Here is a 16,857-nt window from a genome sequence, read left to right as displayed (position 1 = left end):
GCGCTCACTGCGGCACCCGGATCGACAGGTTCGCGGGCCACGGGACCCGCGAATCGATACGGACCCACGCGACACCCGGCAGCCCCGTCTTGACGAGCTTCAGATGCTGGAGCAGCAACTCGCGGCTGATGCGCGCCTTGACGCGAAACATCAGTTTCTGGCGCTCGTTCGCGGTTTCGACGGTCTTCGGCGTGAACTGCGCGGTGCTGGCAACAAACGTTATCGCGGCCGGGATCACGTAGTTGGGCGCGGCATCCAGCACCACGCGAACTTCGGCGCCGAGCGCGACCTTGCCGGCTACCGTCTCGGGCAGGAAAAAGGTCATGTAGACATCGGAGAGGTCGATCATGTTGAGGACCGTCCCGCCCGCTGCGAGCACCTCGCCAGGCTCCGCGACGCGGTACTGCACGCGGCCGTCGCGCGGCGCGGTGAGTTCGCTGTCGACGATATCGGCATTGACCCGCGCGATAGTGGCCTGAGCGGCAACCACCATCGAACGCGCCGCGACGAGCTGCGCGCGGGCTGCGTCGATCGCGGCCGTCGCGGTCGCGACCTGCGCGATGGCGGCGTTCACTGCTGCCTCGGTGCTGCGCATCCGCGCGCGGTCGTCGTCGAGTTCCTGCATCGACGAAGCGCCTTCGCGCGACAGCGTTTCCGAGCGCGCGAGCTTGCGTTGCGCGGCGTCGAGTTCGGCTTCGCGCTGCGTCACGAGCGCCCGAGCCGCGGCCTTGTCGCTCACGCGCTGCGCGACCTGCGCCTCGACGCTCGCCGCGTTGTTGATCGCCTGCTGATGCTGCGCGCGCGCTTCGTCGAGTTGTGCTTCGAGCACGGTGACCTGCATCCTCGCAAGCGGCTGGCCCGCTTTCACGAAGTCGCCTTCGTCGACATAGAGGCTGTCGACGCGGCCGGCGAGCTTCGTCGCGACGTCGATTTCGGTCGCCTCGACACGGCCGTTGCCACTCGCGAACGCGTCGCCCGGGCCGTCCGTGTGCAATCGCGTCCACGCATAATAGCCGGCAGCGGCGACGAGCATCGCTGCGACGGCGATCAGTCTTTTTGTTGTTGCAACGTTCATTGCGACGGGTCCTGTGAGGTCGAATGTCCGGCTATCGACGGCGGCTGGCCGGCCCGGGCCTCGTGCTCCAGATTGCCGCCCAGCGCCGAGTAGAGCGCGACTCGGCTCGACAGTAGCGCCCTGCGGGTCTGCACGAGCGCCTGCTGCGCGTCCAGCAGATCGCGCTGTGCGTCGAGTACTTCGAGGAACGGCGTCGCGCCGCTGTCGTATCGCAGCCGTGCAAGCCGCGCGCGCTCGGTCTGCGCATCGAGGGTCGCGCGTGCCGATTGAACCTGGTCGGCCAGCCACACGCGTGCCGACAACGCATCGGCCACGTCACGAAACGCGGACTGAATGCTTTTTTCGTACTGCGCGAGCGCCTCTTTCTGGCGCGCCTCTTCGAGATCCAGGTTGCTGCGGTTACGTCCCGCGTCGAAGACCGGCAACGACACGCTCGGCAGAAAGATCCACGCGCCGGTGCTGGACGAGAACAGGTCCTGAAGCGCGGTACTGCTGGTGCCGATCGTGCTGGTCAGCGTGATGCGCGGGAAAAAGGCCGCGCGCGCCGCGCCGATGTTCGCATCGGCTGCGCGCAGCTGATGTTCGGCGGCGACGATGTCGGGGCGATTTTCCAGCAATTGCGATGGCAGGCCCGCACCGAGATCGGCCCGAATGCTGTTGTCGTCCAGTGGTGCCGGCGGCGACAGCGCCGTCGGCGAGCCGACGAGCACGTCGAGCGCATGAGCATCGGTGGCACGCTGCTGCTGTAGCTGTGCGGCGAGAGTACGCGCCTGTTCAAGCAGAATCTGCGACTGCGTCAGGTCGAGCCTCGACGTCGCGCCGACCTCGTATCGCCGCCGGAAGATACGTAAGGATTCCGTGCGGGTCGCAATCGTCTGGCGTGCGATTGCAATGCGCTCGTCGAACTCGCGTAGCAGAAGGTAAGCGTCGGCGACCTGCCTGATCAGCGTAAGGGCGGCGGCGCGCCGCGATGCGTCGCTGGCCAGATAGTTTTCGAGCGCGGCATCCTTCAGGTTGCGCACGCGTCCCCAGAAGTCGAGTTCCCAGTTGCTTTCCGTCAGGCTCACGCTATAGCCTGCGCCGTCGATCGGCTGGCTGCCCAGGATGCCGCCCGGCGTCCGGAAGCGGATGTACGACCCACCCGCCTGGATGGTAGGGAATTGATCGGCGCGGCGTACACCGTATGCGGCGCGCGCCTCTTCGACACGCTGCACTGCGATGCGCAGGTCGCGGTTATGCTCGAGCGCCTGCGCGATCAGGGCCTGAAGCTGCGGGTCCGGAAAATAGTCGCGCCAAGCCATGTCGGCGGCAGTTGACTGGCCCGCGTCAGGCGCGTCGGTCGGCCACGAGGGGGCGACCGGCAATATCGGGCGTTCATATTGCGGCGCGAGCGACAGGCAAGCAGACAGTGATAGCGACAGCGCGAGCGCCATGACGGCCGCGTGCAGCCGACAGGCATACTGCTTCAGGCGTTCGCTGGGAGCGGCATCGTTGCGCATGGCATAGCTGCAGGTAGGCTATTCGCATCGCATCGCTCCATCCGCGCACAAGCGGTGATGCATTTGGCAGACGGGCAGCGACGAGCAGGTTCTGCGCCTATGGTGCCGCGTCCTGGCCGCGCGTCGTTGACGCAAGTCAACGGGCCAGCCGGCCAGCGGGGAATGAGCGGAATTCTGTTGGAGATGGCGTTCGAACGTCTCTGCAGAGAGGCTGGACAATGTCCGAAAGTGCCCGCACACGGTCCTACCGTTAGCCGACGACAGATGCTGTCGTCGGCCCGACTGCATCCGGCAGAAATCGACCTTGTTATTTGATAGCGAAGCCCGACGGCTGTCGTACAGCTGTACCGCGAGGGGTATCGTCGACCATTCTGGTGCCACCGAGCGAGAGCGGGATAGTCTCGAAATGGCCCGGCCACGTCCAATTCCAATTGCGCATGAGGATCATGCACAAAAAATACATAACGTCGAATGAACGCTGATGCGGCGGCCCTTAAAGCGTCTATATGAAATGATGTCTGTCGGCAGGCACGCGAGCCGGCATAGCGGAGCTGCCGCGAGCCGCGTGAGTCATTTAGAGTTCGGAATCGGCGAAGAGTGTTTCCAGGGCTTGGGGCGATGCATCGCGCAATGTGGCAACCGCAACGGCAGCGTTCTGCTCGCGCTGTACGGACAACGCGAGCGTCGCGCGCGATTCGTCAATTGTGCGCACGAAATACATCGCGGCGGCACTGTCAGGTTAAATTGCTTACACTACTGCCCGGAAAGCGCCGCCAGGTTTTGACTCTGGCGCTTCGTCGCGTTTGATCTTGCCGCCTGGCAACGTCCATCTCGCGCCCGCTCGGGCGACCAGCAGAATGCGGTCGTCGCCATGCTTAACATCCGGCGATGTCACCTCGCTGCAGATTTATCAACGGTGTCCGGAGCAGTCTCCGTGCGAATGTTTCAGGCACCCTCAAACTCGCAAACTGCCATTCTTTCAATTAGCCGACCATACCGAGGGCAGTCGTTCCGGTTCAGGCGGCAGACGGAACGCGGTAGACATTGAGTCTGGCCGCAGAGGATTATCATGTTCACGCATCTACTCGTGGCGACGGACGGTTCGGTACTCTCAAAATCCGATGTCCTGCTGACAGTGTCACTCGCCAGCGAAAACATGGCGAAAATGACGGCGCTTCACGTTATACCGGAGTTCCACTTTTTGCGTACGGCACGGAAATGCTTGCAGACACTGAGGAACGATTTCTTTAGGTCGCCCAGTAGCACGCGGATGACTACCTCGGAGCGGTGAAGAAAGAAGCGAGCCTCGCCGGCGTTGAATGCGAGACTATAACGGCGACGCGAGCGCATCCGTATGAAGCGATTATCAGCGTCGCAATACAGCAGAAATGCGATCTCAGCGTGATGGCCTCTCATGGTCGTCGCGGGAATCGGTCACTGCTGCTCGGCAGCGAGACGCAGAAGGTACTCACGCACAGCGACATTCCCGTGCTGGTGGTCCAGTCGTCTGTGACGCTTGAGGCGGTCCGTGGAAAGGAACACGGTACGCCCAGAGACTCAGCGCAGTAGACAAACCAGATGTTCATCGTGGCGCGGGCTACTATCCGGCTTGCATCACCACGATGTCGCGGACCGACCGGAGAGGCAGAGATCAGAGACAGTTGAACCGTGCGCCGACCGTCCCGATGCTCAGTCCACGCGACCGCTACGAATTGCCCAGATGGCCGCGACGGCAAGGAAAACCAGGCATGAGCTCCACTGGGTCAACACGCTTGACCATGCCAGTGAGGGATTCGTTGTCGCTTCAGCGTGGCCGGCCAGATACAGGAGACTGCCAGAGGGCAACTGCATCTGCTTTTCCACCAACCACCATTTCAGCGTCAGGACGATCGACGCCAGTCCGCTGCCCACAAGAACGGCACCCAGCATTGGGGCATGACGCGCTGACGCCCCGCCCGGTTCAATGCGGTGGCCAATGTGCCACACGACAGCGCCAGTAACTGCTATCGAGAGAGCGACAAACCAGCCCGGAAACCTCAGGCCAACTGCCACCAGGAACCCCGCAAGCGTGACGAGCTGCGGCCACGTGCCGCGCACCACTGCCAGGCAGACTGCTCCCAAGCGGTCCACTATTTCTCTCCTGCAATGATTACGGCGCGCGTACGTCCGGCCTCGAACGCAGCGCCGTGAGAATGCCCCTTAACAGCTCGACCGGTGGTGGCGGACAGCCTGGAATGGCCACGTCCACGGGAAGCAGATTGGACAGCGGCCCGCACACGGCATAGCTGTCCCTGAAGATGCCACCCGTGCACGCGCAATCGCCTGCAGCGACCACCAGCTTCGGATGAGGCGTCGCGTCCCATACCCGTCGGACCGCTTCCTTCATGTTCAGCGTGAGCGGACCGGTGACCAGCAGCATGTCCGCATGACGCGGACTCGCGACGAACTTGATGCCGAGACCCTCGATGTTGTAGTAGGGGTTATTCAGCGCGTGAATTTCCAGTTCGCATCCATTGCATGAGCCCGCATCGACCTGGCGGATGCACAGCGCGCGACCGAGCACGTCGAGAATCTCCCGCTGTATCTGTTGCTGATGCGAGGTTATCCACGCGTCGTTCGTGTCTGGGAGGGAGCCGGCAGGAATGTCTGTCCGTGCGATCTGTTTGAGAAGTTGCCACATTACAGGTCGTGTCCCGCGTAGTTCAGGTTGAACGATTTGTTGATCAGCGGGAAATCGGGAACGATATTGCCGATGATCGCGTGCTCCAGCGCCGGCCAGTTCTGCCACGATGGGTCATGGCAATGACACCGGGAAATGGTTCCGTTTTCACCCGTCTCGATGGCCACGAACACATCACCGCGCCAACCTTCGACCCAGCCGACACCGCAGGATGGCGACTGGCCGGTTTCGACCGGCGTGACGACGGCGCCGTCAGGCAGACCGTCGAGGAGCACGCCAATCAGCCGCAACGACTCGTAGACCTCGTTGAACCGCACGGCGACGCGAGCAGCCACGTCGCCCCGGTTGTCGCACACCATTTGAGGCTGGACTTCGTGATACGGTGCGTAAGGATGATCAACGCGGACGTCGATGCCAAGACCGCTCGCCCGCGCCGCCAGACCGCACACACTGAAATGCGTGGCCACGTTCGTCTGGAGCTTGCCTGCACCTGCAAAGCGATCCTGTAATCCCGATTGCTCTTCGTAGATGCGCTGCATCACGCGGACCGCGTCTTCGGTTCGCTCGCACTGGTCAGTGACGGCCTCGATGAACTCCGCAGCCATATCGCGCTCCACCCCACCGGGCACGATCTGGTCCATCAGATAGCGATGTCCGAATACCCGGTCGTTCAGACGCAGCCAGTCTTCCTTCAGCCTGGAGAACTGCGCGAGCCCATAGGCGAAGCCGGCATCGTTGCCAAGCGCGCCGAGATCGCCCAGATGATTGGCGATACGCTCACGTTCGAGCAACAGGGCACGCAACCACTGCGCGCGTGGCGGCACAAAGACGTTCAGTGCGCGTTCGGCGGCCATGCAATAAGCCCACGAGAAGGCAACCGTCGTGTCGCCGGCAATCCGTCCCGCCAGACGATGTCCGAGCAGCAACGGCGTCTGCCCGAACAGCCGCTCGATGCCGCGATGCGTATAACCGAGCCGCTCTTCCAGTCGCAACACCTTCTCACCGACGACGGAGAAGCGAAAGTGTCCCGGCTCGATAATGCCCGCATGTATCGGTCCCACCGCGATCTCATGAACACCGTCTCCAGCGACCTGCACGAACGGGTAGTCAGCTTCCTGCGATTCGAAGCGCTCGTTTCCGGACGACAAAGTCTGAAGCGGATAATAGTCGGCTGGCCAGTTACCGTGATTCAGCCACGGCCGCGTGTCCGCCGCGCCCGTCGCGTACAGCCCGAGCAGATCGTGGACGGCACGCTGCATGCGCGACGCACATGGAAAGATGCTGGACAGATCCGGATAGCTTGCCGCGCCTTCATTACCCATCGCGACAGGCAACTGCGCCCACAACAGGCCATCCTGCATCGCATAGGCTGCCGACATCACGCATGTGCCCGCACCCGCTTCTGCACCCCACAACGAGATCAGCCGGTCGCCCTCTTCTCGTGCTGTGCTGGCGATGCGGACCCACGTTGCGGCGTCGGTGTGTGCCAGCCAGGCAGATGCCCGGCCGGCGGACGCCGATATCCGCGTAAGGTCCGAAAGTCCGAGTGAGTCGATCCGCATGCGTCACCCCGCAATCATCGCTGCCGCCTGCCGGTACCACGCGGCAAGATACGGCGGAATGTAAAGCCCCAGCATGAGACCGAGGCCCAGATGCACAAATACGGGCAGGAGTGCCGGCGGGTGTTCGAGCGGTGTTGCCGTCGTCTCGCCAAATACCATGTGCTGCACGCGCGCGAAGATGGTCGCGAACGCCACCGCAAGTGCGATCAGAAGCACAGGCGTCGCCCACGGCAGTTCGCTGATGGCCGTCGTCAGGATCAGGAACTCGCTCGCGAAGACGCCGAACGGCGGCATGCCGAGAATGGCCAGCGCACCCAGCATCATGCCCCACCCGACCGTCGGGCTCACGCGCAACAGCCCGCGAATGTCGTCGATCATCTGCGTGTGGGCCTTCTGGGCAGCATGGCCGACCGTGAAGAAGATCGCCGACTTGACGAGCGAATGCACGGTCATATGCAGCAGACCCGCGAATGTCGCGGTCGGCCCGCCCAGTCCGAAAGCGAACGTCATCAGGCCCATGTGTTCGATCGACGAATACGAGAACAGGCGCTTCACGTCTTTCTGGCGCAACAGCGAAAAGGTGGCGACCAGCACCGACACCAGTCCGAACCCGACCAGCAGGCGCCCCGGCAGACCGTTCTGCAAAGCCCCGTCGGCAAGCACCTTGCAACGTAATACCGCGTACAGCGCGACGTTGAGCAGCAGGCCGGAGAGCACGGCGGAAATCGGCGTAGGCCCTTCGGCGTGCGCGTCCGGCAACCAGTTGTGCATCGGAACGAGGCCGACCTTCGTGCCATAACCAATCAGCAGAAAAACAAACGCAAGCGACATGATGGTTGGGTCGAGCGCGCCCTTCACCGCACTCAGACTGGTCCAGAGCAACGCATCGCCGCCCGTGAGCTGACGGCTTGCCGCAAGATAAAGCAGGATCGTGCCGAACAGCGCCTGCGCAATGCCGACCCCGCACAGGATGAAGTATTTCCACGCCGCTTCGAGACTGGCCGCCGTGCGATAGACGCTCACCAGCAGCACCGTCGCGAGCGTCGCGGCCTCCATCGCGACCCACAGGATGCCGACGTTGTTGGTGAGCAGCGCGAGCAGCATCGCGAACACGAACAGCTGATACATGCTGTGATAGAGACGCATACGCGCCGCCGTCATCTTGCCGCGCCCCTGCTCGATGCGCATGTACGGCCGCGAGAAAATCGACGTGGTCCAGCCGACGAACGCCGTCAGTGCAACGAGGAAGACGTTGAGGGGATCGACGAAGAAAAGCTTTCCGAGTGCAAAGGCCGGACCGTGGGCAACGGTTTGCGCGGCCAGCAGCATCGCCGCAATGAAGGTCAGGAAGCTGAAGGCTATGTTGAGTTCCGGCGCCAGATGGTGCTGTCCGACGAGTGCCAGACATCCGCCCGCGACGAGCGGAATGCCGAAGACCAGCAGCAGGACCCACGCTTCAGTCATCTTTGAGCTTTTCCAGGTGGTGGATGTCCAGGCTGTCGAACTGCTCGCGGATCTGGAACATGAAGACGCCGAGAATCAGGATGCCGACCAGCACGTCGAGCCCGATGCCGAGTTCGACGATCATCGGCATGCCGTTGGTCGCCGCTGCCGCCGCGAAGAAAAGGCCGTTCTCCATCGAAAGAAAGCCGATCACCTGTGGTATCGCCTTCGACCGCGTGATCATCATCATGAACGAGAGCAGCACGCACGCGAGCGCGATGCCGAGCGTGCCGCGCGCAACCGAAGACGCGAGCTGGCTGATCGGCGTCGCCACGTTGAACGCCACGATCACGAGCACGATTCCGATCAGCAGCGTCGTCGGGATATTGAGCAGTGTCTCGACATCGGTTTTGACGTTGAGGCGCTGCACCAGCCGGTAAAGAATCCACGGGATCAGGCCAACCTTGAGGACCAGTGTCAGCAGCGCGGAGACGTACAGATGAACGTCCTGCGAAACAAAGCCCAGCACGAAGTTCGCCGATACCAGCGCGATACCCTGCAGCGTGTAGAGGTGAATCAGCGACAGGATGCGGCGCTGGCTGAGCATCGCAAACGACACCATCAACAACACGGCCGCCAACAGGTTGATGATCTGCGTCGACAGACCGTGGAGACCGTGCATTCATGCCCCCAGCAGAAAGTGGACAAGCATGCCGATCACCGCGAGCAGAAAGGCCGTGGCGAGAAACTCCGGCACCCGGAAGATGCGCATCTTCGCGTTGGTCGTCTCCACTACGGCGAGCGCCACGCCGCCTACCAGCAGCTTGACGAACAGCGTTGGTATGGCGAGCAGCAGCGCGACGGGATTGCCGGCCTCCGCGATGCCCCAGGGCACGAACAGGGACAGCCCGATGCACGAGTAGGCAAACAGCTTGAGACTCGCCGCCCACTCCATCAGCGCGAGATGCCGCCCGGAATACTCGAGGATCAACGCCTCGTGAATCATGGTCAGTTCGAGATGCGTGGTCGGATTATCGACGGGCAGTCGTGCGTTCTCGGCCAGCGACACCATCGTGAACGCAATGCCCGCGAACGCGAGGCTCGGATAGATCGCAAGCTCCTGATGGCTCAGCGTACCCACGATATGCGTCAGCAGCGTCGAGTGAGTAATCAGCGACGCGGAAAAAAGCACCATCAGCAGAGCCGGTTCGGCCAGGAAGCCGACCAGCATCTCGCGACGCGCGCCCAGCGTGCCGAATGCCGTGCCGATATCCATTGCGGCGAGCGAGATTGCCACGCGCGCCAGCGCGAACAGCCCGACCAGGGCAACGGCGTCGGCAGCGGTCGACAACGGCAGATCGGTCGAGAGCGTCGGTACGATGGCGCACGCGAGCGTCATGCAGCCCCAGATCACGTACGGCGCACCGCGAAACACGGGGCTCGCGTGATGTGCGACGACCGATTCCTTGTTGAACAGCTTGTGCAGCATCCGGTACGGCTGCCAGATGGATGGCGCGCGACGGTTCTGCAGCCAGGCACGGCACATGTTGATCCAGCCCGTCAGCAGCGGAGCCGCCGCGAGCGCCAGCAGGATTTCGAGCAGCTGCGAGGTTAGTCCGGAGAGCGTGATCATCGTCTGACCAGTATCAGCAGGACAATGAGCACAAGAAAGCTGTACATCAGATAGACAGCGATGCGGCCCGCCTGGAGCAGGCCGGCCAGCGCGGCGATGCGTCTGACAATGCGTTCGATGGGTTCGTAAAGCATCGCCCACGTGCGGTCCGTCACGGCGACGCGATATGTGGGGCGCGCGTCGAAGGGCGACGGGAGTTGCCGTTCGATCCTGAACAGTGGCGCGAAGATCTCGCGGATCGGCTGGCCGAACCCTTCGGCTGTATCCTGCATGCGCGCGTTCACGAACGGATGGCCGCAAGCCCACGGACTCGCGCGGCGCAACCGCCCATGGTAGAACCGGCGCACCAGTATCCAGGCCAGCGCGCAGCAGCCGACGAAGAACAGCAGAAAGACCAATGGCATGTAACTCGCACGACCGATGTTCGTGGGCGCCAGCAGCAACCAGCCATTCCGGGCGACCGCCGGCCCGATGCCTGCGCCGATCAGCGCCTGCGTCACACGATCGAGCACGGCCACGAACTGCACGGGCAGCAAGCCAAGCAGCACGCACGTCGCCGCGAGCCATACGAAGCCGACACGCTCCCATGGGCTTGCGTCCCGCGCGTTACCAAGCTTTGGCTCGCGCGGCTGCCCGAGGAAGATGATCCCGAAGAACTTCACCATCGTATAACCGGCGAGCGCGGCAACGAGTGCGATCAGCGCCGCGACGAGCGGAACGATCATGTTCAGGAATGAGTCCGGCAGGTCGGGCGTGAACAGGAAGCTCTGCAACAGCAGCCATTCGGACACGAACCCGCTCAAGGGCGGCAGCCCAGCACTCGAAAGCGCGCCCAGCAATGCGACCCATGCGGTCCATGGCATGAACCGGATCAGTCCGCCCAGGCGTCCGAGATTGCGCTCACCCGTTGCATGCAGGACGGAGCCTGTCGATATGAACAGCAGGCTCTTGAACGCGGCATGGCTTGCGATCTGGTAGAGCAGCGCCGTCAGCGACAACGCGGCGAGCGCCGACATGTCGAACGCCCGGAACAGGACCGCGAGTCCCATGCTGACGAACATCAGACCGATGTTATCGACCGACGAGTAGGCGAGCAGCCGTTTCATGTCGGTCTGGATCGCACTGAATACAACGCCGAACAGCGAGGTGAAAAGGCCGAGCGCCAGCATCACGACACCCCACCATGCGATCTGTACGTGCATCAGGTCGAACACCGTCCGCAGCATGCCGTAAAGCCCTGCCTTCAGGACAAAGCCGCTCATCAGTGCTGACACGGGCGAGGGCGCTGCCGGATGCGCCTCGGGCAACCAGACATGCAATGGGAAGATACCCGCTTTCGCACCGAAGCCGAGCAGCGCCAGCGCGAACGCGATGGATGCCCAGAATACGTCCAGATGCTGTTGCCGCATGCCGGCAAACGTGTAGTCGCCCGTCCCCGCCTGCAACAGCCCGAAACACAGCAGCAGAGCGAGCGCGCCCACGTGCGAAATCAGGAAGTACAGGTAGCCGGCTCGCCGGATTTCGGGAATGCGATGGTTGCTCATGACGAGAAACGTTGCCGCCAGCGTCATCGTTTCCCAGGCGACCATGAAGGCGTAGGCATCGTTTGCCACGAGGACGAGTGCGAGGCCCGCAAGGCACACGTGATATTCGAAGCAGAGCAACCCGGGGGGCGTGCCCTCACCCTTGCGGAAATAGCCGGCGGAAAAGGCACTGACGCCCGCGCCAACCATGCCGAGTACAGCCAGGAAATATGCCGACAGCGCATCGAGCCTGACATGGAACGGCAGACCCGGCAGACCTAGTGGCAGGATCGCCTCTTGAGAAGGGGAAAAGATACTGGCAATACCCAGCGCGCAGAGCAGCAACCCAAACAATGCGCCTGCCGGGAACAGCGCGTGTGCAACGACTCGCGTTCGATGCAGACTTATGAGTCCCAGCACCCCGACAACGAGCCAACCGGCTATCACGGCAAGCACGAACGGAAGGATGGTGAGAGAGGCCATCGTGCGTCGCTCTGCGCTGTCTGCCTATTCGCGGCCTACAGCCGCATCAGACGCGAAGCGATCGACGACTTGCGTAGCACGTCCTCCAGCATCGGTGACGCCTGAGCGCCCGCCTGCCTGACCGTCCGGTTGAAGAAGCTGTGCGCCTGCTGCAAATCCGCACTGCATTGGATGTCTCCTCACGAGGCGGGGATCCTCACGTACGGGATCGTGCGCCAGGAACATACAGTTATCAGATTATGATAATGTCGTTATCATCCTATCAGCTTTGCCCGCAGGATTCCATACGGCAGCGATGACACCCGCTGCGCCACGGCGCCGTCGTGTTTTCACTCCCATCAAATGGCTATTCACGCCCACGCAAGGCCGCATACCTATCGTGTGACGGAAGGAGTCTTTCACGCATGCCCGCGCACTTCTTTCGAACATTGACCGGAAAGGACCGCAGTACCGAGGCGAACAGGCGCCTCGGGTTTTCCCTTGCGTTCGTGGCAGGCGCGGCGAACGCGGGCGGTTATCTGGCCGTGAAGCAGTACACCTCGCATATGAGCGGCATTGTTTCCGCGATCGCGGACGAGGCGGTGCTGGGTGATGTCGCGCTGGTGCTTGCCGGTTTCGGCTCGCTGATTTCGTTTCTGCTGGGCGCGGCCTGCTCGGCGGTGCTCGTCAACTGGGGACGCCGTCAGCGCCTGCACAGTCAATATGCTTCCCCACTCATGCTCGAAGCCGCCCTGCTTCTGTGCTTCGGCCTGGTCGGCAGTCATCTGGCTCTACGGGACACCTTGTTCGTGCCCGCCACTGTCGTGTTGCTCTGCTTCATCATGGGACTGCAGAACGCCATGATCACCAAGCTGTCAGGCGCGGAAATCCGCACCACGCACATGACGGGCATCGTCACCGACATTGGTATCGAACTTGGCAAGCTCTTTTACTGGAACGCGTCGAACGATGATCCTGCCTCAAAACCCGTTATCGCCAACCGGGAGCGACTCAAGGTGCACGCCGGCATGCTCGCGAGTTTCTTTGCGGGCGGCATCACAGGTGCCCTCGGTTTCAAGCATGTCGGCTACGCATCGACCATTCCGCTCGCGGCCGTGCTGACGGCGCTAGCAATCATTCCATTGCTTGACGATCTTCGGGAGCGCCCGTGGCGGCCCGCGCGCAAGCCGCAATGACCGCGGCGACGAACTGACAGGGCGCGGAGTCACCTCATCCATGTCGGCGAAACACGCACATGTTATGATAATGTCATTATCATTTGATTTGCGCTTCAGTCTGACGAAATACACTGACACCGGGCTGCCTGTAGCAAGTCTTGAGACGGTGCCACGAACAGACGTGCGAAACGTGTCCGAAAGACCGGCAAGGAAAGAACGTGATTGATCCTGGTGCTGCCCTGCTGTCGTACGACCACGCATGCCGACTCGCTCGGGACATGAAGGGCGAACACGGCCTGGTCGTGGTCGGCGTCGGCACGGCCGGGGAACGCGGGTTCCAGATGCTTCACCGGTTTGCGGAGATATCCGACAGTCTCGACGCTCACGGAATCAACATCGTTTTTGTCTATCCGAAGGCATCGGCGCGCCATGTGTTCGACGCGATCTCGATCCGTGGCGCCCGCTATCGCGGAAAGCCATGCCTCTTTCTCGACGGCGATGGCCGGCTCTTTCGAACACCACTACCGCCTAGAGCTGTCCGCGCGGTCTATCTCGACGCCGATATGCGACCCGTCGATACTACCTGCGTGATGCTGGACAGCGAGACATGGCACGATGCGTTGCGCAGCTTTCTTGCGGACATTGTTGGACGGCGTCTGCACTAGGTCGATTCGAGTCGTATCGGCCTGATAGGACCGACGCGCAGGAAGGGAGAAACGCTGTGGTAGATGCTTTGATTCGGGTGACGGCCCAATGGGGAGTCGATGAAACCGTAGCGGAGATAAGGATCGAATACGGCAAAAGGATTGACTGGGACGAACGCACGGCCTGCGCACAGACCTGACCAGACACACTCCCCCAGCCGGATTGAATTCACCCCGCTTCTCCCATCCTGAACCACGCCACTACAAGGACGAGACATGACCGAGCCTACGGACCTTCAGCCAGTCACATTAAGCCACGCAGCGATCTGGGCGCTCGAGCGCCTTTCGCAACCACGCTACGGGCGCGACACACCAGCCCTGAGCTGGTCCGTCACTCACGAACTGATCCGTGCCGGGTTTGTTGCCGTCTCCGAAAACGGTCGCGGGGCAACGACGCTCACCCAGGCGGGACGCAGTTTTCTGCTTGGGCGGACGCAAATCTGACGCTCTTGTTGCTGCTGGCGGCCGCCAGAACTGCCACCTGGACTTAAGCGCACGCCTGTCGATTGAGCGCCGTGACATCAATTACTGTAGCGAAAGCGAACAATCCATTATAATTTGATTAACATGTTCCAACCTTCGCTGCCACCATGGAATCGAAAAGCGCCAGACTGACAGTCCTGATTGACCCCGTAAAAAAAGAAGCGTTCGAGAAACTCTGCGCCGCACAGGACCTGACACCATCCCAGGTTGTGCGGCAGCTTATCAGAGACTACCTCGAGCAGCACGGCGTGACGTGGAAAACGCGGAGTACCATCGGCGCACGTACACGGCGATGACAGTTTCTGCCCAACACGCTTAACGAAGCTCAGGATCACCCTGCACGCCTCGACCTCCTCCACCGTCGGCATTGCCCACCAGGGCCGGTAACCAGCCTGTGCGTAGGTGCTGGAATGCGGCGAACGCAGCGTCGTGACGCCGCCGGCAACTCGTATCCAGGTGGCGTCTTCGCGCGGATGAAACGGGTCGCTCCCAAACCGTGTGTTCACGCCGCCACTGCACTCGCGCCGCGATTGATTGACGCTCCCATACGGCTGCCAGCCCCGGCAGCCGTCGGTTTCGATAGTCCATTGCCCGCGTAATCCAATCCCTGCCACCACTGCCCAGAGGTCGCCCCCAAGATCGGCCTGCCCCCGTCCATCGATCTTCGCGTCGAAGCTTCTACGCGGCCAGATCACCAGGGCTCCGGCGCGAAGCGCGTGTCGAACGGCAACGGCACGGCAGGACAGACGGTTTGCGCCCCTTGCGAATTTCTCACCTTGAGCGCTCAAACTGCGGCATCTGTGACTCCCATAAGCGGCAGCGCACATAGTTGCCGATTTTTTTCCTGTACGCTGATGGCTCAAACACATGCTCGATGGAGCAGTTACCACGGCAGAAGGCCCCTGCGGCGATCGAGCACAGCCGACGGGCTTGCTCACGCGAGAGCAATACTACTCGTTGCACCATCAATGTTTAGCGATCGATAGAGACTGAAGGAGGGTACGATGGAAGGCTCACCTTATCCGATTCGATACCAGGTTTTTGGGGTCTCTCGACCATCAGATTCCAGCCTGTTTATTGATTATGTCGCGGGGAGCATAGAGCAACGTCGCGCGAATATCATCAGTCTCATTAGCGACGGAGCAGACGCGGCCTTGAAGAGATGGTGCATGTTTGGACACCTTTCAGATTGTGACGTTTTCGAGATCGAGTGTCTTCCGGATCAGGTGTCTGCAGAAGAAGCAGTGGGATTTTGGAGAGCATATTTCGCATCTTTAGGCGAAGAAATTGTTTCGGCGAAGCACATATGTGGCGATGCTTAACTTAATTGATCTCTGATTCTTATGACGTTGTGTTGTTACGTCGCCAGACTTGGAATCCGCGCTCGGAACTGGTGCGAGTTGTATTGCTATTCGTGGCTTGGGGCCTTCCGGCCAGCACGGGGCGGGTTGAGCGACAAGTAGGGAGCGCTATTCGACGCGACGTCGCGTCGAAATTGCCGACGCCGTGGAAATCACCGGATCGGTGAAGCGCCGCTCGTCGCGGTATGCATGCCATCGTGATCTGGCCACAGCGATATTCAACGCGCCTATCCCTCGCCCGTGCGCATTGGTGATCGCCGCCGCCGTCGAAATATCGCTGACGAAGTACTCGTCTTCAGCATACGCGTAGCCCTGCTTTCGGATCTGCGCGATGCGGTCTTTGATCTTGCGCGGCTGATACACGGTCGACGACGTATACGGCACGAGATTCGTGCGCGACAGGAATACGAGGTAATCAGGCTGAGACGGGCGCCGGCGTGCTAACACTGGTTGGCTCAGCCGCTACCGGATTCTGCGGTGCCCGCTTCGGCGGTGCCTTCCCTGACTGACAAGCGACCGCGACTCCCGGGCCAGGATGGAAGCTGCAGCCGGGACTCTACCAACCGGATTCAATCAGCCCCGGCGTCGGAACCACGACCGCTGATATGCGGCTGATGAGATACGTGCTGCTTTAATCTTCTGCTGAAAACCAGCACCCTTCTGCGATCCGGTAAGATTGAGCAGATTAGAATCCGCTGAAGAACGGCTGTCCGCAGATCATGTGGAAGGACAGTTGGACGGTACTCACCGATGGAACCGATATGGATGAACGTAAGCGGGACAGCATGATTGCTTATCTCCGCCACCGGATGGAAGAATATGACATTGAGCCGGACGATCTGGCTTCGGCAATAGCCGGTGATCAGGAACTACAGGAGCGAGCACGATATCGTAATGCGACTGGGGACACATGGACAGGCGACGGGGAAATGCCCCAGTGGCTGAAGCAGGCGATTAGCGCGGGACAGAGACTCGATCACTTTGAGACGGCGTCAGCGTCATCGATGCCTGATACGCGGCAAAAGACAATCAACTGGCGGGACGACCCTTTCGCAGGGAGCCCACTCGCGCGACAGCACGCCGACTGACGAGTTCGCCTTCGTACTGGACTAATGCGGCTTACGACGTTGTGTGTCCGATCGCACAGGCCCTATTCCCTACCAGTCTGTGGGAACGCGCGAGAACGGAAAGGCCGTCCGGTACACATCGCGTCGACAGCATCTCCGCTTCTTCGGATCTCTCACCTTTACCGGT

Annotated in this window: 17 protein-coding genes and 1 pseudogene; 7 read left to right on the top strand and 11 right to left on the bottom strand. The window is 61.5% G+C overall.

The genetic code is table 11. The features are described 5' to 3' along the window. Positions 1-4: 4 nt before the first annotated feature. The 3 genes from C2L66_RS33735 to C2L66_RS40985 form a co-directional block, all read right to left on the bottom strand. Complete coding sequence (locus tag C2L66_RS33735) at positions 5-1,075, bottom strand: HlyD family secretion protein (RefSeq protein ID WP_054932132.1); 1,071 nt, start codon at positions 1,073-1,075, stop codon at positions 5-7. Then, on the bottom strand, positions 1,072-2,574 hold the full coding sequence (locus tag C2L66_RS33730; RefSeq protein ID WP_060608000.1) for an efflux transporter outer membrane subunit: 1,503 nt from the start codon (positions 2,572-2,574) through the stop codon (positions 1,072-1,074). The genes C2L66_RS33735 and C2L66_RS33730 overlap by 4 nt, the downstream gene beginning before the upstream one ends. 574 nt (positions 2,575-3,148) lie before the next feature. Further along, on the bottom strand, positions 3,149-3,286 hold the full coding sequence (locus C2L66_RS40985) for a hypothetical protein (RefSeq protein ID WP_158512189.1): 138 nt from the start codon (positions 3,284-3,286) through the stop codon (positions 3,149-3,151). Positions 3,287-3,861: 575 nt separating this feature from the next. Here C2L66_RS40985 and C2L66_RS42450 point away from each other — a divergent pair. Further along, positions 3,862-4,143, top strand: a complete 282-nt coding sequence (locus tag C2L66_RS42450; RefSeq protein WP_409372677.1) for a universal stress protein — start codon at positions 3,862-3,864, stop codon at positions 4,141-4,143. 120 nt (positions 4,144-4,263) lie between these two features. Here the strand turns inward: C2L66_RS42450 and C2L66_RS33720 are convergent, their stop codons facing one another. The 7 genes from C2L66_RS33720 to hyfB are packed head-to-tail and all read right to left on the bottom strand — an operon-like array spanning position 4,264 to position 11,898. Then, positions 4,264-4,704, bottom strand: a complete 441-nt coding sequence (locus C2L66_RS33720; RefSeq protein WP_060607997.1) for a hypothetical protein — start codon at positions 4,702-4,704, stop codon at positions 4,264-4,266. Between the two features lie 19 nt (positions 4,705-4,723). Then, positions 4,724-5,254 carry an NADH-quinone oxidoreductase subunit B family protein gene (locus C2L66_RS33715; protein WP_060607994.1) on the bottom strand — a complete coding sequence of 177 codons (531 nt, stop codon included), beginning with the start codon at positions 5,252-5,254 and terminating at the stop codon, positions 4,724-4,726. Continuing rightward, positions 5,254-6,816, bottom strand: a complete 1,563-nt coding sequence (locus C2L66_RS33710) for a hydrogenase large subunit (protein ID WP_060607991.1) — start codon at positions 6,814-6,816, stop codon at positions 5,254-5,256. The genes C2L66_RS33715 and C2L66_RS33710 overlap by 1 nt, the downstream gene beginning before the upstream one ends. 3 nt (positions 6,817-6,819) lie before the next feature. Beyond that, complete coding sequence (locus C2L66_RS33705) at positions 6,820-8,280, bottom strand: hydrogenase 4 subunit F (RefSeq protein ID WP_054932126.1); 1,461 nt, start codon at positions 8,278-8,280, stop codon at positions 6,820-6,822. Further along, positions 8,273-8,941 carry a hypothetical protein gene (locus tag C2L66_RS33700; RefSeq protein WP_054932125.1) on the bottom strand — a complete coding sequence of 223 codons (669 nt, stop codon included), beginning with the start codon at positions 8,939-8,941 and terminating at the stop codon, positions 8,273-8,275. Before C2L66_RS33700 ends, C2L66_RS33705 begins: the two co-directional genes overlap by 8 nt. Beyond that, a complete protein-coding gene (locus tag C2L66_RS33695; protein WP_060607988.1) occupies positions 8,942-9,892 on the bottom strand; it encodes a respiratory chain complex I subunit 1 family protein in 951 nt (316 codons plus the stop codon). It abuts the gene before it with no gap. Continuing rightward, complete coding sequence (gene hyfB, locus C2L66_RS33690; RefSeq protein ID WP_060607986.1) at positions 9,889-11,898, bottom strand: hydrogenase 4 subunit B; 2,010 nt, start codon at positions 11,896-11,898, stop codon at positions 9,889-9,891. The genes C2L66_RS33695 and hyfB overlap by 4 nt, the downstream gene beginning before the upstream one ends. 404 nt (positions 11,899-12,302) lie before the next feature. Here hyfB and C2L66_RS33685 point away from each other — a divergent pair, with 404 nt between their 5' ends. The 5 genes from C2L66_RS33685 to C2L66_RS33665 all read left to right on the top strand — a co-directional run bounded on the left by C2L66_RS33685 (position 12,303) and on the right by C2L66_RS33665 (position 15,564). Continuing rightward, complete coding sequence (locus C2L66_RS33685) at positions 12,303-13,073, top strand: YoaK family protein (RefSeq protein ID WP_060607984.1); 771 nt, start codon at positions 12,303-12,305, stop codon at positions 13,071-13,073. A gap of 200 nt (positions 13,074-13,273) precedes the next feature. Then, complete coding sequence (locus C2L66_RS33680; protein ID WP_224099304.1) at positions 13,274-13,720, top strand: hypothetical protein; 447 nt, start codon at positions 13,274-13,276, stop codon at positions 13,718-13,720. A 255-nt stretch (positions 13,721-13,975) separates the two neighbouring features. After that, the gene (locus C2L66_RS33675; protein WP_007740954.1) at positions 13,976-14,203 is read left to right on the top strand and encodes a hypothetical protein; all 228 of its coding nucleotides are present in this window, start codon (positions 13,976-13,978) and stop codon (positions 14,201-14,203) included. Positions 14,204-14,349: 146 nt separating this feature from the next. Further along, entirely contained in the window at positions 14,350-14,538 is a 189-nt protein-coding gene (locus C2L66_RS33670; protein ID WP_054923536.1) for a ribbon-helix-helix protein, CopG family, read from the top strand. Positions 14,539-15,246: 708 nt separating this feature from the next. Further along, on the top strand, positions 15,247-15,564 hold the full coding sequence (locus C2L66_RS33665; RefSeq protein WP_082433902.1) for a hypothetical protein: 318 nt from the start codon (positions 15,247-15,249) through the stop codon (positions 15,562-15,564). A gap of 147 nt (positions 15,565-15,711) precedes the next feature. On the opposite strand, the pseudogene C2L66_RS33660 reads toward C2L66_RS33665, so the two are convergent. Then, positions 15,712-16,005, bottom strand: a pseudogene (locus tag C2L66_RS33660) (IclR family transcriptional regulator domain-containing protein); the annotation flags it as partial. 359 nt (positions 16,006-16,364) lie between these two features. Between C2L66_RS33660 and C2L66_RS33650 the strand changes: the two are divergent. Further along, on the top strand, positions 16,365-16,691 hold the full coding sequence (locus C2L66_RS33650) for an H-NS histone family protein (RefSeq protein ID WP_060610412.1): 327 nt from the start codon (positions 16,365-16,367) through the stop codon (positions 16,689-16,691). Positions 16,692-16,857: the final 166 nt, after the last annotated feature.

The sequence above is a fragment of the Paraburkholderia caribensis genome, from assembly GCF_002902945.1.
Classification (GTDB): Bacteria; Pseudomonadota; Gammaproteobacteria; order Burkholderiales; family Burkholderiaceae; genus Paraburkholderia; species Paraburkholderia caribensis.
The sequence above is the reverse complement of the archived record's forward strand: the minus strand, read 5'-3'. Positions and strand labels throughout refer to the sequence as shown.